Here is a 15,498-nt window from a genome sequence, read left to right as displayed (position 1 = left end):
CTGCGATCTTTTGACTTTGTTTTTTAAAAGATCAAAAGATCGCAGCCTTCGGCAGCTCCTACAGAAGCGCACCATTTCCATACAATCTTCATGGCATACTGCCGCGCATGACTTTCGACTCCCCCCTAAGCGCCTGGCAACACGCGATCGAGCACAAGGGTTTCATCCAGGATGAGGCTCAGGAGCACGCGGTGTGGGCGCTGCAAAAATGCCATGAAGCCTTGCACAGCGGCGCCCGCTCAGTCACCGGCGTGTATCTGTGGGGCCCGGTCGGGCGCGGCAAGACCTGGTTGATGGATCAGTTCTATCAGAGCCTGCGGGTGCCGGCGCGCCGTCAGCACTTTCATCATTTCATGGGCTGGGTGCATCAGCGCTCGTTCCAGCTGACCGGGATCGCTGATCCGTTGCGGGCGCTGGCCAAGGAGCTGGCCGCCGAAGTGCGGGTGCTGTGTTTTGATGAGCTGTTCGTCAACGACATCGGCGACGCGATCATTCTCGGCCGCCTGTTTCAGGTGATGTTCGATGAAGGCGTAGTGGTGGTCTGCACCTCCAACCTGCCGCCGGATGAGCTGTACGCCGATGGTTTCAACCGTGATCGTTTTGTCCCGGCGATTGCCGCGATCAAGGCGCACATGCAAGTGGTGGCGGTGAACGGCGCCGAGGATCACCGCCTGCATCCGGGCGCGGGGCTGCAGCGGTATTTTGTCGCCGCGCCGGGCCAGCAAAGTGCGCTGGAGCCGGTATTCCAGACGCTGAATGCCGGGCAGCCTGCCAGCGCTGAGCCAGTGCCGGTCGGCCATCGGACATTGAACGTGGTGCAGGCCAGCGACACGGTGCTCTGGTGCCGTTACGCCGATCTCTGCGAGCAACCGTTCGCCGCCATGGACTTCATCGCATTGTGCGACCGCTATCGGTCTATTCTGTTGAGCGAGGTGCCGAACCTCAGCGCGCAGAAACGCGAGGGGCGCATCGCCCGCGGTACCGAAGACGCCTCGGCGCAGGTGGTCGCAGGTGACCGCGAGCTGCCGCAATTGTCGGTCCACGACGACGGTGTGCGCCGCTTCATTGCCTTGGTTGACGAGTGTTACGACCGCAAAGTCCCGCTGTACATCGAGGCGCAGGTGCCGATGCCGGCGCTGTACACCGAGGGCTATCTGGAATTCCCGTTCCGGCGCACCCTCAGCCGTTTGCAGGAGATGCAGCTGCAGCGTTTTGCCGAATCCTGAGCGAAGAGGGCGCGAGCATGAGCCAACCGTTGTCGCATCATTTACTGACCATGGCCTACCAGAACGCGTGGGCCAATCATCGTCTCGGCAAAGCCTGGAGCCAGCTCGACGCTGAAGCTCTGGCGGCGCCACGAGTGAGTTTTTTCCCGAGCATCCGCCTCACCCTCAATCACATTCTGACCTGCGACTGGTTCTACGTTGATGCGCTGGAACGCGAGTTGCGCGGTGACGAACCGCACCCGGATTGCTATGTGTTTTTCAACCGTGATGAGCCGTTTACCGAGGCCGCGGCGCTGCGCGATGAGCAGGCTCACGTGGACCGGCGATTGATCGCTTATTGTGAACAACTGCGCGATGCCGATCTGGGGCGACTCGTCACCATCGCCCGGGACACGCCGCAGCACGACAGTCGCTTGCGCATGCTTTCGCATTTGTTCGAGCACCAGATTCATCATCGGGGACAGGTGCACGGAATGCTCAGCGCAACCTCGGTGAAACCGCCGCAGCTGGATGAGTTTTTCTGTGTCGGCGAAAGTGGATTGCGTGCGCAGGACTTTGCCGAACTGGGCTGGACTGAAGAGCTGATCTGGGGCCATTGATGCCGGAAAATCAAAAAAACCCGGTTGTGGCTGCAGCAGCCTCGCGTTAAGGTCAAGCAGCCTTTCAGGTGTGCACCTTGCGCACCGGGGCCATGATCGGGGATGGAAATGGATTCCGCAGAAATTCTTGTGTTGCAAGCCAGCTATACCAATCCAGTGCACGCCGAAGCCATCGGCATCGTGCTCAATCACTACGCAGAAGATCCCATGGGTGCCGGCGAGTCGCTGGACCCGGAACTGCTACGGCGCGTGCCTGAAGAACTGGCGCGCCGGCCGCATGCCTTCAGTGTGCTGGCGTTTGTCGGTGGTGAACCGGCAGGGCTGGTGAACTGCTTTGAAGGGTTCTCGACGTTTGCCTGCAAGCCGCTGGTCAATGTGCATGACGTGGCGGTGGTGGCGAAATTTCGCGGTCTCGGCCTGAGTCAGAAAATGCTGCGCAAGGTAGAGGACATCTCCCGTCAGCGCGGGTGCTGCAAGATCACCCTCGAAGTGCTGGAAGGCAACGAGGTCGCACAGAACTCCTACCGCAAATTCGGTTTCGCCCCCGGAATGTTCAACCCGGAGCATGGCCGCATGCTGTTCTGGATCAAGGATCTGCAGGCATAAAAAAAGGCGCCCCACACAGGGCGCCCAACTGTCGTCTCCGAGGCCAGAGCGGGGCCATCGGAGGTCCATCGGTTGCTCGGTGAATCAGTGACGTCCGGACTCGGTGACTTGCGCGGTCTGATCGTCTGGAACCTTCAATTCCGTGGACTTGGCATCGGTCTGCGGTGCACTCCGCGCGCTGTGCACCGGGAAGTTGTCGTAGTAATGCCGCATGCGTTCGGCGCCGCCCTCGGCAAAGGCGCTGGCGGATCCGAGGGCGAGTAGCCCGGCGAGAATAAGGGTGGTGCGTTTCATGGTGTCTCCAACTGAAAAACGTGGGAGCCGGCAGGTACAAGACAACACTCAGTCTTGGATAGCTCTTCATTTCAGATTTACCTCAATCCCCTGTGGGAGCGGGCTTGCTCGCGAAGACGGTATGTCATCCAACATTTTTGTCGCCTGACCGGACGCTTTCGCGAGCAAGCTCGCTCCCACAGGGGGATCGGGTTTCCAGTTTGACTAACAGAGTCCTGAAGATTGAGCCGTTCGTCCATGAAGCAGAACTCGGGGCACAGTGTCCCGGCGAGGAATTAACTCGGGGTTAACAACATTACTCACCACAGGAAGGCATGAATCGGATCGGTCAGAGCTTCCAGTCCAGGCTCAGCGTCACCGTGCGCGGATCACCCCAATACACGCCGTTATAGAAGCCGACGTTGTCGTAGTACTTCTTGTCGAACAGGTTGTCGACGTTCAGCGACGCCGAGAGATGCTGGTCGAACTCGTAGCGCGACATCAGCTTGACCACGGTGTAGGCCTCCTGATTGATCCGCGCGCGTTCGGTGATGATCCGCCCATTGGCGCCACGGCCGACCGGACGATTGGACGCGCCATACACATCGCTCTGCCAATTCACCGCGCCACCGACGGTCAGCGCGTGCCAGTTGCCAGGCAGGCGATAGGCGCTGGACAGGCGGAACAGGTTCAGCGGCTGATTGGTGTTGGTGCGCTGTTGGTCACCGTTGACCGAGTGGGTGTAGGTGTAGCCAGCGGTCATGTTCCAGCCGTCGAGCACTTCGCCGGACACTTCCGCTTCGAAGCCATTGACCTTGTTGCCTTTGCCGCCGGATTTGAAGAACTGCTCGCCAGTGACCGGGTCCGGTGCCACCGAGTCGTCGAGTTCGGCGACGTTGTCCTGCTTGCTCCAGAACAGCGCCGTGGAAACGTTCAGGCGTTCCTCCAGCAGACTGCCCTTGAGTCCTACCTCATAGTTGCTGCCGACCACCGGCTCCAGGTATCGGCGACTGGCATCGCGCTGCGTTTGCGGTTTGAAAATGTCGGTGTAGCTGACGTACACCGTGTATTGCGGCGTCAGGTCGTAGAGCAGGCCGGCGTAGGGCGTCCACATGTCGTTGTGTTGCTGGCGGGTTTTATCGACGCCGCTCAATTGCAGATTGTCATCGTAGGTGCTGGTGCTGCTCGCGGTTTTCCAGCTGCCGTAGCGGCTGCCGAGTACCGCGTGCAGGTCATCGCTCAGGCTCAAGCGTGTCGCCAGGTAGCCGGCCTTTTGCCGGGTGTAATCCTTGGAGCCGCTGAGGCCGGTCACGGTGTCGGGGAATTTGCCGATGTCGCCCATGTACTTCCAGTCGCGGATGTTTTCGTAGCCGGCGGGCAATGCGCCGGCAATCGTGTACGGATCATCCGAGCGACGTTCGGCTTCGCCGTAGCCGAACATCATTTCGTGCTCGCGCCCGAGCAGCGAGTAGGGGCCGGAGACATTCAAGTCGTAAGCCTGCATGCTTTGATCACCGGCCATATGACCGGTGTAGGCGGACATGCCGCTGCGGTCGGCTTCGGGGAAGCCACCACCGCCGTAGTAGATCTTGCCGTCAGTGTCGCTTTTGCGATGGGTGTAGGCGGCTTTCAGCTGCCAGCCGCCTGCCAGTTGCTGATCGAGGGTGGCGAACGCGGTTTTGTCGCGCAGTGGCCAGGAGCTCCAGGAGGTGGCCATGTTGGTCGAACGCCCGAGTCCGGCTTTGCCGCCGTCGGCATTCCAGTACGGCACGGTGCCCCAGGACGTGCCTTGAACCTGTTTGTCCTGATAGTCATAACCGACGGCGAGAACGGTGGAGTCCGTCAGGTCGGCTTCGAGGATGCCGTAGCCGACCTCACGTTGCAGCGCGTACTTGTCGCGCAACGACTGGCTGTCGCGATAGGCCAGCACCGTGCGCCCGCGTAAACGGCCATCGAACGCCAGCGGCCCACCGACATCGACGTAACTGTAGTAGTCGTCATAACTGCCGCCGCTGACCCCCGCCAGCGCCTGCAACTGTGCGGTCGGGCGTTTGCGCACCATGTTGATCGTCGCCGAGGGATCGCCCGCGCCGGTGGTCAGCCCGGTCGCGCCGCGCACCACTTCGATCCGGTCGTAGATGATGGTGTCGGCGTCGGACTTCATGTAGCTGAAGGTGTTCAGCATTCCGTCGATCTGGAAGTTGTTGATCGGGTAGCCGCGCGCCGAATAGCTGACCCGGTCCGAATCGTTGTGCTGCACGACGATGCCGGTGGTCTGGCTCATGGCCTCTGACAATGTGCCGAGTTTGAAATCGTCCATTTGCTGACGCGTCACCACCGACACCGATTGCGGGGTTTCCTTGATCGACAGGTTCAGCCGCGTCGCCGTGCTCATCGCGCCGGTGGTGTAGGCCGCGGTGTTTTCGGTGTTCAGTCCCAAGCCTTCGGCGCTGACGCTGGTGGCGGCCAGTTCCAGCGCCGGAGCGGCGGATGGCGGGTCTTTTTCAGGGACGTTTTCTGCCAGCAGCTCGGGGCTCAGCGCGGCACTGCACAGGCCGAATGTGAGGGTCATGGAACGGGTGATGGGCGCAAACATCGCTGCCGACTCCTTGTCTTCGATGGGAAAAATCCGTTGGTTCAAAGACGAGGGGCAGCACGGCGATTTAGGGTTAAACGAGAAATATTGTTATTTGAAGATGTGTCGCGCAGGCTGAAAAGCTGCGCACAGCGCTTGCCCAATGGCACGCGGCGGGTATGCTGATGGCCTGCCGAGGAGAGAGCAATGGCCTACGATTTTGACCTTTATGTGATTGGTGCCGGTTCCGGCGGTGTTCGTGCGGCGCGCTTTGCCGCCGGATTCGGCGCGAAAGTGGCGGTGGCCGAAAGCCGTTACCTGGGCGGTACCTGCGTCAACGTCGGCTGCGTGCCGAAGAAACTGCTGGTGTACGGCGCGCATTTCGCCGAAGACTTCGAACAGGCGTCCGGTTTTGGCTGGAATCTGGGGGAAGCGAACTTCGACTGGGCGACCCTGATCGCCAACAAGGATCGCGAGATCAATCGCCTCAACGGCATTTATCGCAACCTGCTGGTCAACAGCGGCGTGACCCTGCACGAGGCGCACGCGAAGATCGTCGGCCCGCATGAGGTCGAGGTCAACGGTGAGCGTTTCACCGCGAAAAATATCCTGATCGCCACCGGTGGCTGGCCGCAGATTCCGGAGATTCCGGGGCACGAGCATGCGATCAGTTCCAATCAGGCGTTCTTCCTCAAGGAACTGCCGAAACGGGTACTGGTGGTGGGTGGCGGTTACATTGCGGTTGAGTTCGCCGGGATCTTCCATGGTCTGGGCGCGAACACCACGCTGCTGTATCGCGGCGATCTGTTCTTGCGCGGTTTCGATGGCTCGGTGCGCAAGCATCTGCAGGAAGAGCTCAGCAAGCGCGGCATGGACCTGCAATTCAATGCCGACATCGCGCGCATCGACAAACAGCCTGACGGCAGCCTGAAAGCGACCCTCAAGGATGGTCGCGTGCTCGAATCCGACTGCGTGTTCTACGCGACTGGGCGCCGTCCGATGCTGGACAACCTGGGCCTGGAAAACACCGATGTGCAGCTCACCGACAAAGGCTTCATCAAGGTCGACGAGCAATACCAGACCAGCGAGCCGTCGATTCTGGCGCTCGGCGACGTGATCGGTCGGGTGCAACTGACGCCGGTGGCGCTGGCCGAAGGCATGGCGGTGGCGCGGCGTCTATTCAAGCCTGAGCAATACCGGCCGGTGGACTACAAGATGATCCCGACGGCGGTGTTCAGCCTGCCGAACATCGGCACGGTCGGCCTGACCGAAGAAGAAGCGCGGCAAGCGGGGCACGAGGTGGTGATTTTCGAGAGCCGCTTCCGCCCGATGAAGCTGACGCTGACCGAGTGTCAGGAGAAAACCCTGATGAAGCTGGTGGTCGACGCCAATACCGACAAAGTCCTCGGCTGCCACATGGTCGGCCCGGATGCCGGCGAGATCGTTCAGGGTCTGGCGATTGCGCTGAAGGCTGGCGCTACCAAGCGTGACTTCGACGACACGATCGGGGTTCACCCGACGGCCGCCGAAGAGTTCGTCACCCTGCGTACACCGGTCGGCGCCTAAGCGCCCTTCGACTTGGCTGCGTCTGGCGCTGCCGCAACGGTAGCGGCCAGACGCAAGCTGTCTTCGAGGCTCGCCTGAGTCTTGGTCAGTTCCTTTTCAAGGGTCTGATTGAGTTGCCGCTGTTCATCGGCATCCTGCTTCAGAGTCTGACTTTCCAGCAGCGCCACGCGCAGGCGTTCCTGGAGGAGGGTGCGCTCGCTGTCGACGCGATTGGCCTGTTCCAGCAATTGATCCTGACGCTGGTTGCTGTGCTTGAGCTGATCCTGTAGCAGGCTCAGTTCGCGCTGGGTGCCGCGGTTTTCGGTAAGCAGGCGTTCGTTGTCGCGGTGCAGCTGAGTGATTTCGTCCTGCCGCACCAGCGCACTTTGTTGCGCCTGCCGTAGCTCCATCTGCAATTGCTGCAGTTGGCCTTCGTGGCGCGCCTGTTCCTGCTCGCGCTGCTCTTTGCTGGCGTTGCGGTAGTGCTCCAGCGCATCGCGGGCGTGCAGGTGCTTTTCTTCCAGCGAGCGGATCTGCTCGTCCTTGTCCTGCAAGCGCAATTCGAAGTCGGCCAGTGCCTGGTTCAGTCCGGCGTTGCGCGTCTGTTCGGTCTGCAGCATCGAACGGGTTTCGTTCAGCGCTTCGGATTCCTTGGCCAGCGCCGCGCCTTGAATGTCGTGCTGTTGCTCCAGTTGTTCGAGTGCCTGGCGCACCTGCTTCAATTCTGCTTCCAGCGCTTCACGCTGTTCGGCGAACTGCTCGCGGGCCTGTTCGATCGGCTCTTGCGCCTGTTCTTTCAGGCGCTGGGCGAGGCGCGAGACCAGCGCCGTCAGCTCGTCGTTGATCGGTTCTGCGGACGCTTCGACCGGTTGGCTGCCGTCATCCAGCTCTTTCAGATAACGATGGATCGTGGTTTTTGAGCCGGTATTGCCCAGTTCAATGCGTACTGCATCGATGCTCGGGTGTTCGCCTCGAGCCAGAATCGCTGTGCGCGCTATCTGAACCACTGCTTTGTTTACGCCGCCACGGGCCATGTCAACTCCTACCATTACGTACTGTGGTACATGCCACCAAAGTACGCAGTGTACCATGCTGAAAATAATCTGAAATATTTGATTAAACACAGGCGGGATATACTGGTATTACCCAATGTCAGCTGCTTAAATGCTGCTTTGAAGCCCCCGAACCCGTACGCCAGCGAGAAACCTGTCCATGAGCGATATCGATCGCTATCTGCAAGCCGCCACCCGCGACAACACCCGCCGCAGCTATCGCTCGGCGATTGAACACTTTGAAGTGAAATGGGGCGGTTTCCTGCCGGCGACCGCTGACAGCGTTGCGCGTTATCTGGTCGAGCATGCCGGGGCGCTATCGATCAACACGCTGAAGCTGCGTCTCTCGGCGTTGGCGCAATGGCACAACAGTCAGGGTTTTGCCGACCCGACCAAGGCGCCGGTGGTGCGCAAGGTGTTCAAAGGCATACGCGCGCTGCACCCGGCGCAGGAGAAACAGGCCGAACCGCTGCAGCTGCATGATCTGCAACAAGTGGTCGACTGGCTGGAGCAGGAAATCAGCAGCGCCCGTCAGCAACAGGATCGCCCGCGGTTGCTCAAGGCCTGTCGCGACCGGGCGCTGATCCTGCTGGGCTTCTGGCGCGGCTTTCGCAGTGACGAGTTGTGCCGTCTGCAGATCGAGCATGTGCAGGCGCACGCCGGGCGCGGCATCACCCTGTACCTGCCGCGCAGCAAGGGCGACCGCGAAAACCTCGGGCAGACTTACCAGGCGCCGGCGCTGCTCAAGCTGTGTCCGGTGCAGGCCTACGTTGACTGGATCACCGAAGCGGCGCTGGTGCGCGGCCCGGTGTTTCGCGGCATCGACCGCTGGGGGCATCTGAGCGAGGAGGGCTTGCACGCGAACAGCATCATTCCGTTATTGCGCCAGGTGCTGGAGCGCGCCGGGATCGCTGCCGAGCGCTACACCAGCCATTCCCTGCGTCGCGGCTTTGCCACGTGGGCGCATCAGAGCGGCTGGGACCTGAAGTCGCTGATGAGTTACGTCGGCTGGAAGGATATGAAGTCAGCCATGCGCTATGTTGAAGCCAGCCCCTTTCACGGGATGGCGCGGATCGCGGACCAGCCGCTGACGTCGTAGATACGGTTTTCTTCTATTAATACAGTCGGCTAATAGCGAAAACAAATCACCAGCATCAGGTTTGCCAATGAGCCATCCGTCCAGTGAGTGGGTAGGATTCACCCATCGAATTCACAACCCTGACGGAGAGTCATCAATGCCTATCATCAACAGCCAAGTAAAACCGTTCAAAGCTACCGCATTCAAAAACGGCAACTTCGTGGAAGTCTCGGACGCTGACCTGAAAGGCAAATGGTCCGTAGTGTTCTTCTACCCAGCCGATTTCACCTTCGTATGCCCGACCGAGCTGGAAGACCTGGCAGACAACTACGCCGAATTCCAGAAGCTGGGCGTGGAAATCTACAGCGTTTCGACCGACACCCACTTTGCTCACGCTGCCTGGCACAACACTTCGCCAGCCATCGGCAAAATCCAGTACACCATGATCGGCGACGCGACCCACGCCATCTCCCGCAACTTCGACGTACTGATCGAAGAAGCGGGTCTGGCTGACCGTGGCACCTTCGTGATCAACCCAGAAGGCCAGATCAAAATCGTTGAACTGAACGATGGCGGCGTTGGCCGTGACGCTACCGAGCTGCTGCGCAAGATCAAGGCTGCCCAGTACGTTGCTGCTCACCCAGGCGAAGTTTGCCCGGCCAAGTGGAAAGAAGGCGAGGCCACTCTGGCACCGTCGCTGGACTTGGTCGGCAAGATCTGAGTCTGTGAGACACGCTACCCAGGGCGGAACTCCGCACCTGCTTCAGTAAGCTGCACCGCCCTTTGAAAAAGCCCGGGCGAGATTCGCTCGGGCTTTTTTTCGCCTCGAATAAAGACACAGGAGATCGCCCGTATGTTGGACGCCAATCTTAAAGCCCAGTTGAAATCGTACCTGGAACGGGTCACCCAGCCGATCGAGATCGTTGCTTCCCTCGACGACGGTGCGAAATCCCGGGAAATGCTTGACCTGCTGAAAGACGTTGCCAGTCTTTCCAGCCACATTACTCTGATCGACAGCGGCGATGATGCCCGCAAACCGTCGTTCTCGATCAATCGCCCCGGTGCCGACATCAGCCTGCGTTTCGCCGGCATCCCGATGGGCCACGAATTCACTTCTCTGGTGCTGGCGCTGCTGCAAGTCGGCGGCCACCCATCGAAGGCCAGTGTCGAAGTGATTGAACAGATCCGTTCGCTCAAGGGCGAGTTCAGCTTCGAAACCTACTTCTCGCTGTCGTGCCAGAACTGCCCGGACGTGGTCCAGGCGCTGAACCTGATGGCGGTGCTGAACCCGAACATCCGTCACGTCGCCATCGACGGCGCGTTGTTCCAGGACGAAGTCAACGATCGCAAGATCATGGCCGTGCCGAGCATCTACCTCAACGGTGAAAACTTCGGTCAGGGCCGCATGGGCCTGGAAGAAATCCTCGCCAAACTCGACACCGGTGCCATCGAGCGTCAGGCCGAGAAAATCAGCGCCAAAGAAGCCTTTGATGTGCTGGTAGTCGGCGGCGGTCCGGCCGGCGCTTCGGCCGCCATCTATGCAGCGCGTAAAGGCATTCGCACCGGTGTCGCAGCCGAGCGTTTCGGCGGCCAGGTGCTCGACACCATGGCCATCGAGAACTTCATTTCCGTACAGGAAACCGAAGGCCCGAAACTGGCGACTGCGCTGGAAGAACACGTCAAGCAATACGACGTCGACATCATGAACCTGCAACGTGCCGACAAGCTGATCCCGAGCATCAACGGTGGCCTGCACGAAGTGCACTTCGCCAGTGGTGCGACCCTTAAAGCCAAGAGCGTGATTCTGGCGACCGGTGCGCGCTGGCGTGAAATGAACGTGCCGGGCGAGCAGGAATACCGCAACAAAGGCGTGGCGTACTGCCCGCACTGCGATGGTCCGCTGTTCAAAGGCAAGCGCGTGGCGGTAATCGGTGGCGGTAACTCCGGCGTTGAAGCGGCCATCGACCTGGCCGGTATCGTGGCGCACGTGACCTTGCTGGAGTTCGATGTGCAACTGCGCGCCGACGCCGTGCTGCAACGCAAGCTGCACAGCCTGCCGAACGTGACCGTGATCACCAGTGCGCAAACCACTGAAGTCACCGGTAACGGCGAGAAGGTCAACGGCCTGCGCTACAAGGATCGCAACAGTGACGAGCTGCGCACGGTCGAGCTGGAAGGGATCTTCGTACAGATCGGTCTGCTGCCCAACACCGACTGGCTCAAAGGCACCATCGAGCTGTCGCCGCGCGGTGAAATCATCGTTGATAACCGTGGCGAGACGTCGATTCCGGGCATCTTCGCTGCCGGTGACGTGACCACCGTGCCGTACAAGCAGATCGTGATCGCGGTGGGCGAGGGCGCCAAGGCTTCGCTGAGCGCGTTCGATCACTTGATCCGCACTTCGGCTCCGGCGTAATCGGTAGCCGCTGAAACGAAAAACCCGTGAGCGATCACGGGTTTTTTATGTCTGGCGCCTATTCAATTGTAGGAGTGAGCCTGCTCGCGATAGCGGTTTTACATTCAACATTTCATTGGCTGGTACACCGCTATCGCGAGCAGGCTCGCTCCTACAGGGGTTTATGCAGTCAGTTACAGCGGTGCAGGCTGAATGATTTCAACCCAGTAGCCATCCGGGTCCTTGATGAACGCCAGGCTCTTCATGCGGCCGTCAGTCAGACGCTTCTGGAAGTCACAGCCCAGCTCTTCGAAACGCGCGCACGCGGCAACGATGTCCGGTACCGAGATGCAGATGTGGCCAAAGCCACGCGGATCGGTGTTGCCGTTGTGGTAGGCGAAGTCGGCATCGTTTTCGGTGCCGTGGTTATGAGTCAGTTCCAGAATGCCGGGAATCGACTTCATCCACTCGGTGCGGGCGGCGGCGTCGGCCGGGATCTGCGCCTTGTCAACCAGGGCGAGGAAGTACAGGCTGAATTCGGCTTCCGGGAAGTCGCGCTTCTCGACCAGCGAGAACCCCAGGACGCGGGTGTAGAAATCCAGCGACTTGGTAATGTCCTTCACACGCAGCATGGTGTGGTTGAAAACGAAGTTGCGGGTTGCGCTATCCGGGGTGGCAGTGACGCCGGGGAAAGTGTTCAGTTCGTGTAGGCTCATGGGCCCTCCGTAACAATGGGGCGAGTGAATGGCGCAATGATACGCATGCCGGCCGGCAGCGCCAAACCGAATGCGCGGCTTGCTCTGTAGCCGGGTGGGCCTCAGACTTCAGCGCTCAATCTGCGAGTGCTTCCGGTAATGATCCGACCGTTCAAAACGCTGTTCGTTTGTGTTTTTTTGTCGCTGCTCGCCGGTTCGGCATGGGCCGATCCGCCGAGCATCACCTGGCCTGCGGGCTGGGAGGTCGAGGCATTGCCTGACACGCCGCCGCAGGTGTCCCGTCAGCGCGCGGTTAAAACCGATGCTGACGGCAATCAGGTGATGGTGATGGAGTTGACCATGACTCAGGTCGAGGCTGGCCATCAGGTCAATGTTCCGGGGGTTCTGCTGGAGATGCGCAAGTCGATTCAGAAGGACTTCTTCCAGGGCGGTTATCAAAGCGTTTGCAATAAGGTGCACGCGGCGAAACTCGGCACTCTGGATGCACTGGAAACCACCTGCACGATCACTGAAAACGGCCGGCATGTGTTGTCGCAAACACTGGTCGCGGCGGTCGATGCACAAAAGGCCTATGTACTTTCTTACGCGGGGCAGGCTGAGGTTTATAAGGCGAGCGCCGACGAAATCGTCGCGGCGAGAAACAGCCTGAAACTTTAAGCTTCTGTTTGCTGCCCGCCGGGTATTAGATGCGCGAAGGAATTAAGCACAAAGTTTAGTACAGGTTGCCGTGGCAACATCCCGGTGCAAAATGTTTAGCTGAGTGTCGCGGGTGTTACAGCAGCATCACAACTAGTTTCAAGGAAATCGTTGCTTTTGTTAGATATTGTCGAAAAAAAAGCCCTGCATAAAGCAGGGCTTGTTTGTTGGCGCAAGATCAACCGCGCAACCAGGAATCGACGGTAGCTGCACCGTACTGTTCTTTCCAGGCTTTCAGGCCGCGGTGATTGCCGCCCTTGGTTTCGATCAGTTCGCCAGTGTGCGGGTTCTGATAAACCTTGACCACGCGAGCACGGCGGGTTTTCGGCGCAGCAGGCACTTGCAGACCAGCTTTGCCCGGGTTCGGATCGAGAATGGCGATGATGTCTTTCAGGCCCTTGCCGTAGGTTTTCATCAGCCCCTGGAGCTTTTCTTCGAATTCGATTTCTTTCTTGAGCCCGGCATCGTTCTTCAGCGATTCCAGCTGCTTGAGCTGTTCCTGAAGGGCCTTTTCAGCTGCACGAAATTCAGCGAGTCTGGACAATATCTTTACTCCAATAGTGTGTTTGGCTGATACCAACCGCAAACAAAGCTGTAAGCCAAGAGCCTTGAAGCGACTCGGTGATAATGGCTCACCTGTCAATCTTGCACAGGCTGAAAAAATTGTAGTAGTTAATGCGCCAAGAGTAAATCCTGTTGTTGTCCTCATGTAACAACAGTGGTGTTTTGTATCAAATTGGTGCGTCTGTTGGCAGTGGGCAGGTTAAATCATTTTTAGTTAATGATGACTTAATGCGGCGATGAAGTCGGCAGCGGGCATGGGTTTTGCGAAAAGATAGCCCTGCAGGAAGTTGACCTGATGCGCGGTCAAATAGTCAGCCTGCGCCTGGGTCTCTACACCTTCAGCAACAATACCCAGATCGAGTTTGGCGCACAGTTCGATAATCGTGTCGAGAATATGCCGCGACAGCGCATCAATCCCGATCATTGCCACGAAACTTTGATCGATCTTGAGAAAATCGACGTTGAAGGCTCGCAGGTAGCCCAGGCTCGAATGCCCGGTTCCGAAGTCGTCGATGGCGATCATTACGCCCAGCGCATGCAACTGCTCGAAGAGCTGATGAGTGATGTCGGTCGGCTCGACCAGTTCGCGCTCGGTCAACTCCAGCACCAGGTTGACGCTGCCGGGGACGAACGCGCCAAGAAACGCGCGGCAGTCGTCGACCAGCTCCAGGTCCAGGCAATGGCTGGCGGTGATATTAATGCCGATATGGAAAGGTTTGTCGAAGTCTGCAGACAACGGGCCGAGCAGGGCGGCAGTCTGCTGCATCAGGGCGCGGGTCATGGGCACGATCAGGCCTGAATGTTCGGCGAACGGGATGAACAGGTCCGGGCGCACCAGTCCTTCCTTGGGATGTTTCCAGCGCATCAGCACTTCAGCACCGGACCACTTTTTGCTGTCGCCATGCACCACCGGCTGAAAGTACGGGATGAACTCGCCAGCCTCCAACGCCCGCTGCATTTCATGACTGGGCGAAGTGGAGCGTCGTTGCACGATATGGCCGATGGCGCCCGAGATTACCCCGAAAAACATCAGCAGGCTGAACAACGGCGGGTATTCGTCGGCCATGTAGCGCCAGGTTTCACCTTGGGCAAAACCGGCACGGACACTGAAGGCGTAGCGCGAAGAGGCGAGCAGGCTTTGCGCGACCGGCAGTGCGGGCAATGCACCCTGTTGCACCTTGCCATCCGCGGACAGCCAGTTGTCGCCGACCTGCAGCAATAACAGCGTATCCCGGCCGATCAGGCGCAGCATGTTGCTCAGATGATAACCATCGAGCGTGGTCAACGCGCCGCCGCGCCCCTCGCTGAGCCGATACACCAGCAGTGCAGTGTTGGGCGTGACGGGATTGCCGTTCATCAACCACAACTTGCCCTCGGTGTAGTCGCCCGGATTGACGGCTTCCTTGAACTCACCGAACAGCGAGCTGCAATAGAGGTTGTTGTCCCACACCAGATTGGTCGAGCGCACGAAAGGCCGGCGGGTCACCTGTTCGCGCAGCGCCAGTTCCACGTTGGCGCAGGGCTGGCCGGCCAGTGGCAGTAAAGTGCTGGCGGCCTGCGCGGTGTTGTCGAGCATCAGTTCGAACTGGCGCAACGCCTCATCGGCGGTCTGGCGTGTGCTTTGCCGCAAGGCCCGTTCTGCCTGCATATACAGAATTCCGATGCCCAACAGCACGGGCAGCAGACCGCAGAGCAGGGTCACACAATTGCGCACGCTACGTTGGCGGCGGGGTCTGGCGGTCAAGGGCATGGGCACATCCTTGTTGCGGAGGGAGAAACGCTCGAACGCAGGCCTGGCAACGGCGCGCCGCTGAAAAACAGCTGAGCCACCAGGCATGATAGATGGCCGCTGATGCTTGTGCTGTACAAGCTTGTCAGATCCATGTCGCTGTTCGATAAAGCCAGCACAACGTGACCCGACTCGCGCCGCCGGCAACAAACCCCTTGCACCGGCGCGATAAAGGCGGATTTTATAGGCAGGGCAGACAAGCGTATTTACGCTGTGTAGAATCGGTTTACGCATACAATAATAATCGTCTTCTGGCAGCAGAAGCCTCGCCCGCAAGAGCCTTGGGTCGACAATGAAGATATTCGGGTTTCAACTGATCTATGGTGACTTCCTCGCCCGCAGTGTGCGCGGAATCTCCTGCGCCCCTCCCGCCGGCCTCAGCAT

At 59.4% G+C, this 15,498-nt stretch carries 14 protein-coding genes; 8 read left to right on the top strand and 6 right to left on the bottom strand.

The features are described 5' to 3' along the window. Nucleotides 1-107: 107 nt before the first annotated feature. The 3 genes from zapE to ACXR0M_RS17055 all read left to right on the top strand — a co-directional run bounded on the left by zapE (nt 108) and on the right by ACXR0M_RS17055 (nt 2,431). Entirely contained in the window at nt 108-1,226 is a 1,119-nt protein-coding gene (zapE, locus tag ACXR0M_RS17065) for a cell division protein ZapE (protein WP_458832971.1), read from the top strand. A 17-nt stretch (nt 1,227-1,243) separates the two neighbouring features. Then, the gene (locus ACXR0M_RS17060) at nt 1,244-1,825 is read left to right on the top strand and encodes a DinB family protein (protein WP_458832970.1); all 582 of its coding nucleotides are present in this window, start codon (nt 1,244-1,246) and stop codon (nt 1,823-1,825) included. Between the two features lie 108 nt (nt 1,826-1,933). Beyond that, nucleotides 1,934-2,431 carry a GNAT family N-acetyltransferase gene (locus ACXR0M_RS17055; RefSeq protein ID WP_458832969.1) on the top strand — a complete coding sequence of 166 codons (498 nt, stop codon included), beginning with the start codon at nt 1,934-1,936 and terminating at the stop codon, nt 2,429-2,431. Between the two features lie 84 nt (nt 2,432-2,515). On the opposite strand, the gene ACXR0M_RS17050 is transcribed toward ACXR0M_RS17055, so the two are convergent. Together ACXR0M_RS17050 and ACXR0M_RS17045 are read right to left on the bottom strand one after the other, a co-directional pair. Continuing rightward, nucleotides 2,516-2,725: a hypothetical protein gene (locus ACXR0M_RS17050; RefSeq protein WP_458832968.1), complete on the bottom strand. Its 210-nt coding sequence runs from the start codon at nt 2,723-2,725 to the stop codon at nt 2,516-2,518. 328 nt (nt 2,726-3,053) lie between these two features. Next, nucleotides 3,054-5,300 (bottom strand): TonB-dependent siderophore receptor, encoded by a 2,247-nt coding sequence (locus ACXR0M_RS17045; protein ID WP_458832967.1) that lies wholly within the window; start codon nt 5,298-5,300, stop codon nt 3,054-3,056. A 186-nt stretch (nt 5,301-5,486) separates the two neighbouring features. Between ACXR0M_RS17045 and gorA the strand changes: the two genes are divergently transcribed. Next, nucleotides 5,487-6,845 carry a glutathione-disulfide reductase gene (gene gorA, locus ACXR0M_RS17040; RefSeq protein WP_458832966.1) on the top strand — a complete coding sequence of 453 codons (1,359 nt, stop codon included), beginning with the start codon at nt 5,487-5,489 and terminating at the stop codon, nt 6,843-6,845. Here the strand turns inward: gorA and ACXR0M_RS17035 are convergent. Next, nucleotides 6,842-7,858, bottom strand: a complete 1,017-nt coding sequence (locus tag ACXR0M_RS17035) for a DNA-binding protein (protein WP_458832965.1) — start codon at nt 7,856-7,858, stop codon at nt 6,842-6,844. The two genes, gorA and ACXR0M_RS17035, sit on opposite strands and share 4 nt — an antisense overlap. A gap of 178 nt (nt 7,859-8,036) precedes the next feature. Between ACXR0M_RS17035 and ACXR0M_RS17030 the strand changes: the two genes are divergently transcribed. The 3 genes from ACXR0M_RS17030 (at nt 8,037) to ahpF (ending at nt 11,370) form a co-directional block, all read left to right on the top strand. Beyond that, on the top strand, nt 8,037-8,975 hold the full coding sequence (locus ACXR0M_RS17030; RefSeq protein ID WP_458832964.1) for a site-specific integrase: 939 nt from the start codon (nt 8,037-8,039) through the stop codon (nt 8,973-8,975). 136 nt (nt 8,976-9,111) lie between these two features. Continuing rightward, entirely contained in the window at nt 9,112-9,675 is a 564-nt protein-coding gene (ahpC, locus tag ACXR0M_RS17025; RefSeq protein ID WP_458832963.1) for an alkyl hydroperoxide reductase subunit C, read from the top strand. Nucleotides 9,676-9,807: 132 nt separating this feature from the next. Beyond that, nucleotides 9,808-11,370, top strand: a complete 1,563-nt coding sequence (ahpF, locus tag ACXR0M_RS17020) for an alkyl hydroperoxide reductase subunit F (protein WP_458832962.1) — start codon at nt 9,808-9,810, stop codon at nt 11,368-11,370. Between the two features lie 173 nt (nt 11,371-11,543). Here ahpF and gloA read toward each other — a convergent pair whose 3' ends face one another. Then, nucleotides 11,544-12,065, bottom strand: coding sequence for a lactoylglutathione lyase (gene gloA, locus ACXR0M_RS17015; protein WP_007963339.1), 522 nt, complete (start codon nt 12,063-12,065; stop codon nt 11,544-11,546). A 138-nt stretch (nt 12,066-12,203) separates the two neighbouring features. Here gloA and ACXR0M_RS17010 point away from each other — a divergent pair, with 138 nt between their 5' ends. Beyond that, the gene (locus ACXR0M_RS17010) at nt 12,204-12,722 is read left to right on the top strand and encodes a DUF4946 domain-containing protein (RefSeq protein WP_458832961.1); all 519 of its coding nucleotides are present in this window, start codon (nt 12,204-12,206) and stop codon (nt 12,720-12,722) included. Nucleotides 12,723-12,939: 217 nt separating this feature from the next. On the opposite strand, the gene ACXR0M_RS17005 is transcribed toward ACXR0M_RS17010, so the two are convergent. Both ACXR0M_RS17005 and ACXR0M_RS17000 read right to left on the bottom strand, forming a co-directional pair. Next, nucleotides 12,940-13,305 (bottom strand): histone-like nucleoid-structuring protein, MvaT/MvaU family, encoded by a 366-nt coding sequence (locus ACXR0M_RS17005; RefSeq protein ID WP_458832960.1) that lies wholly within the window; start codon nt 13,303-13,305, stop codon nt 12,940-12,942. Nucleotides 13,306-13,539: 234 nt separating this feature from the next. Beyond that, complete coding sequence (locus ACXR0M_RS17000; RefSeq protein ID WP_458832959.1) at nt 13,540-15,075, bottom strand: EAL domain-containing protein; 1,536 nt, start codon at nt 15,073-15,075, stop codon at nt 13,540-13,542. Nucleotides 15,076-15,498 lie beyond the last annotated feature (423 nt).

The sequence above is a fragment of the Pseudomonas sp. Eth.TT006 genome (genome assembly GCF_054456575.1).
This window is presented reverse-complemented; position numbering and strand designations above follow the sequence as displayed.

Coding starts and splice junctions, on each gene's coding strand:
- ACXR0M_RS17055 (WP_458832969.1), top strand. CDS start 1,934: ATGGATTCCGCAGAAATTCTTGTGTTGCAAGCCAGCTATACCAATCCA.
- ACXR0M_RS17000 (WP_458832959.1), bottom strand. CDS start 15,075: ATGCCCTTGACCGCCAGACCCCGCCGCCAACGTAGCGTGCGCAATTGT.
- gloA (WP_007963339.1), bottom strand. CDS start 12,065: ATGAGCCTACACGAACTGAACACTTTCCCCGGCGTCACTGCCACCCCG.
- ACXR0M_RS17060 (WP_458832970.1), top strand. CDS start 1,244: ATGAGCCAACCGTTGTCGCATCATTTACTGACCATGGCCTACCAGAAC.
- gorA (WP_458832966.1), top strand. CDS start 5,487: ATGGCCTACGATTTTGACCTTTATGTGATTGGTGCCGGTTCCGGCGGT.
- ACXR0M_RS17030 (WP_458832964.1), top strand. CDS start 8,037: ATGAGCGATATCGATCGCTATCTGCAAGCCGCCACCCGCGACAACACC.
- ahpC (WP_458832963.1), top strand. CDS start 9,112: ATGCCTATCATCAACAGCCAAGTAAAACCGTTCAAAGCTACCGCATTC.
- ACXR0M_RS17045 (WP_458832967.1), bottom strand. CDS start 5,300: ATGTTTGCGCCCATCACCCGTTCCATGACCCTCACATTCGGCCTGTGC.
- ahpF (WP_458832962.1), top strand. CDS start 9,808: ATGTTGGACGCCAATCTTAAAGCCCAGTTGAAATCGTACCTGGAACGG.
- zapE (WP_458832971.1), top strand. CDS start 108: ATGACTTTCGACTCCCCCCTAAGCGCCTGGCAACACGCGATCGAGCAC.
- ACXR0M_RS17035 (WP_458832965.1), bottom strand. CDS start 7,858: ATGGCCCGTGGCGGCGTAAACAAAGCAGTGGTTCAGATAGCGCGCACA.
- ACXR0M_RS17010 (WP_458832961.1), top strand. CDS start 12,204: ATGATCCGACCGTTCAAAACGCTGTTCGTTTGTGTTTTTTTGTCGCTG.
- ACXR0M_RS17050 (WP_458832968.1), bottom strand. CDS start 2,725: ATGAAACGCACCACCCTTATTCTCGCCGGGCTACTCGCCCTCGGATCC.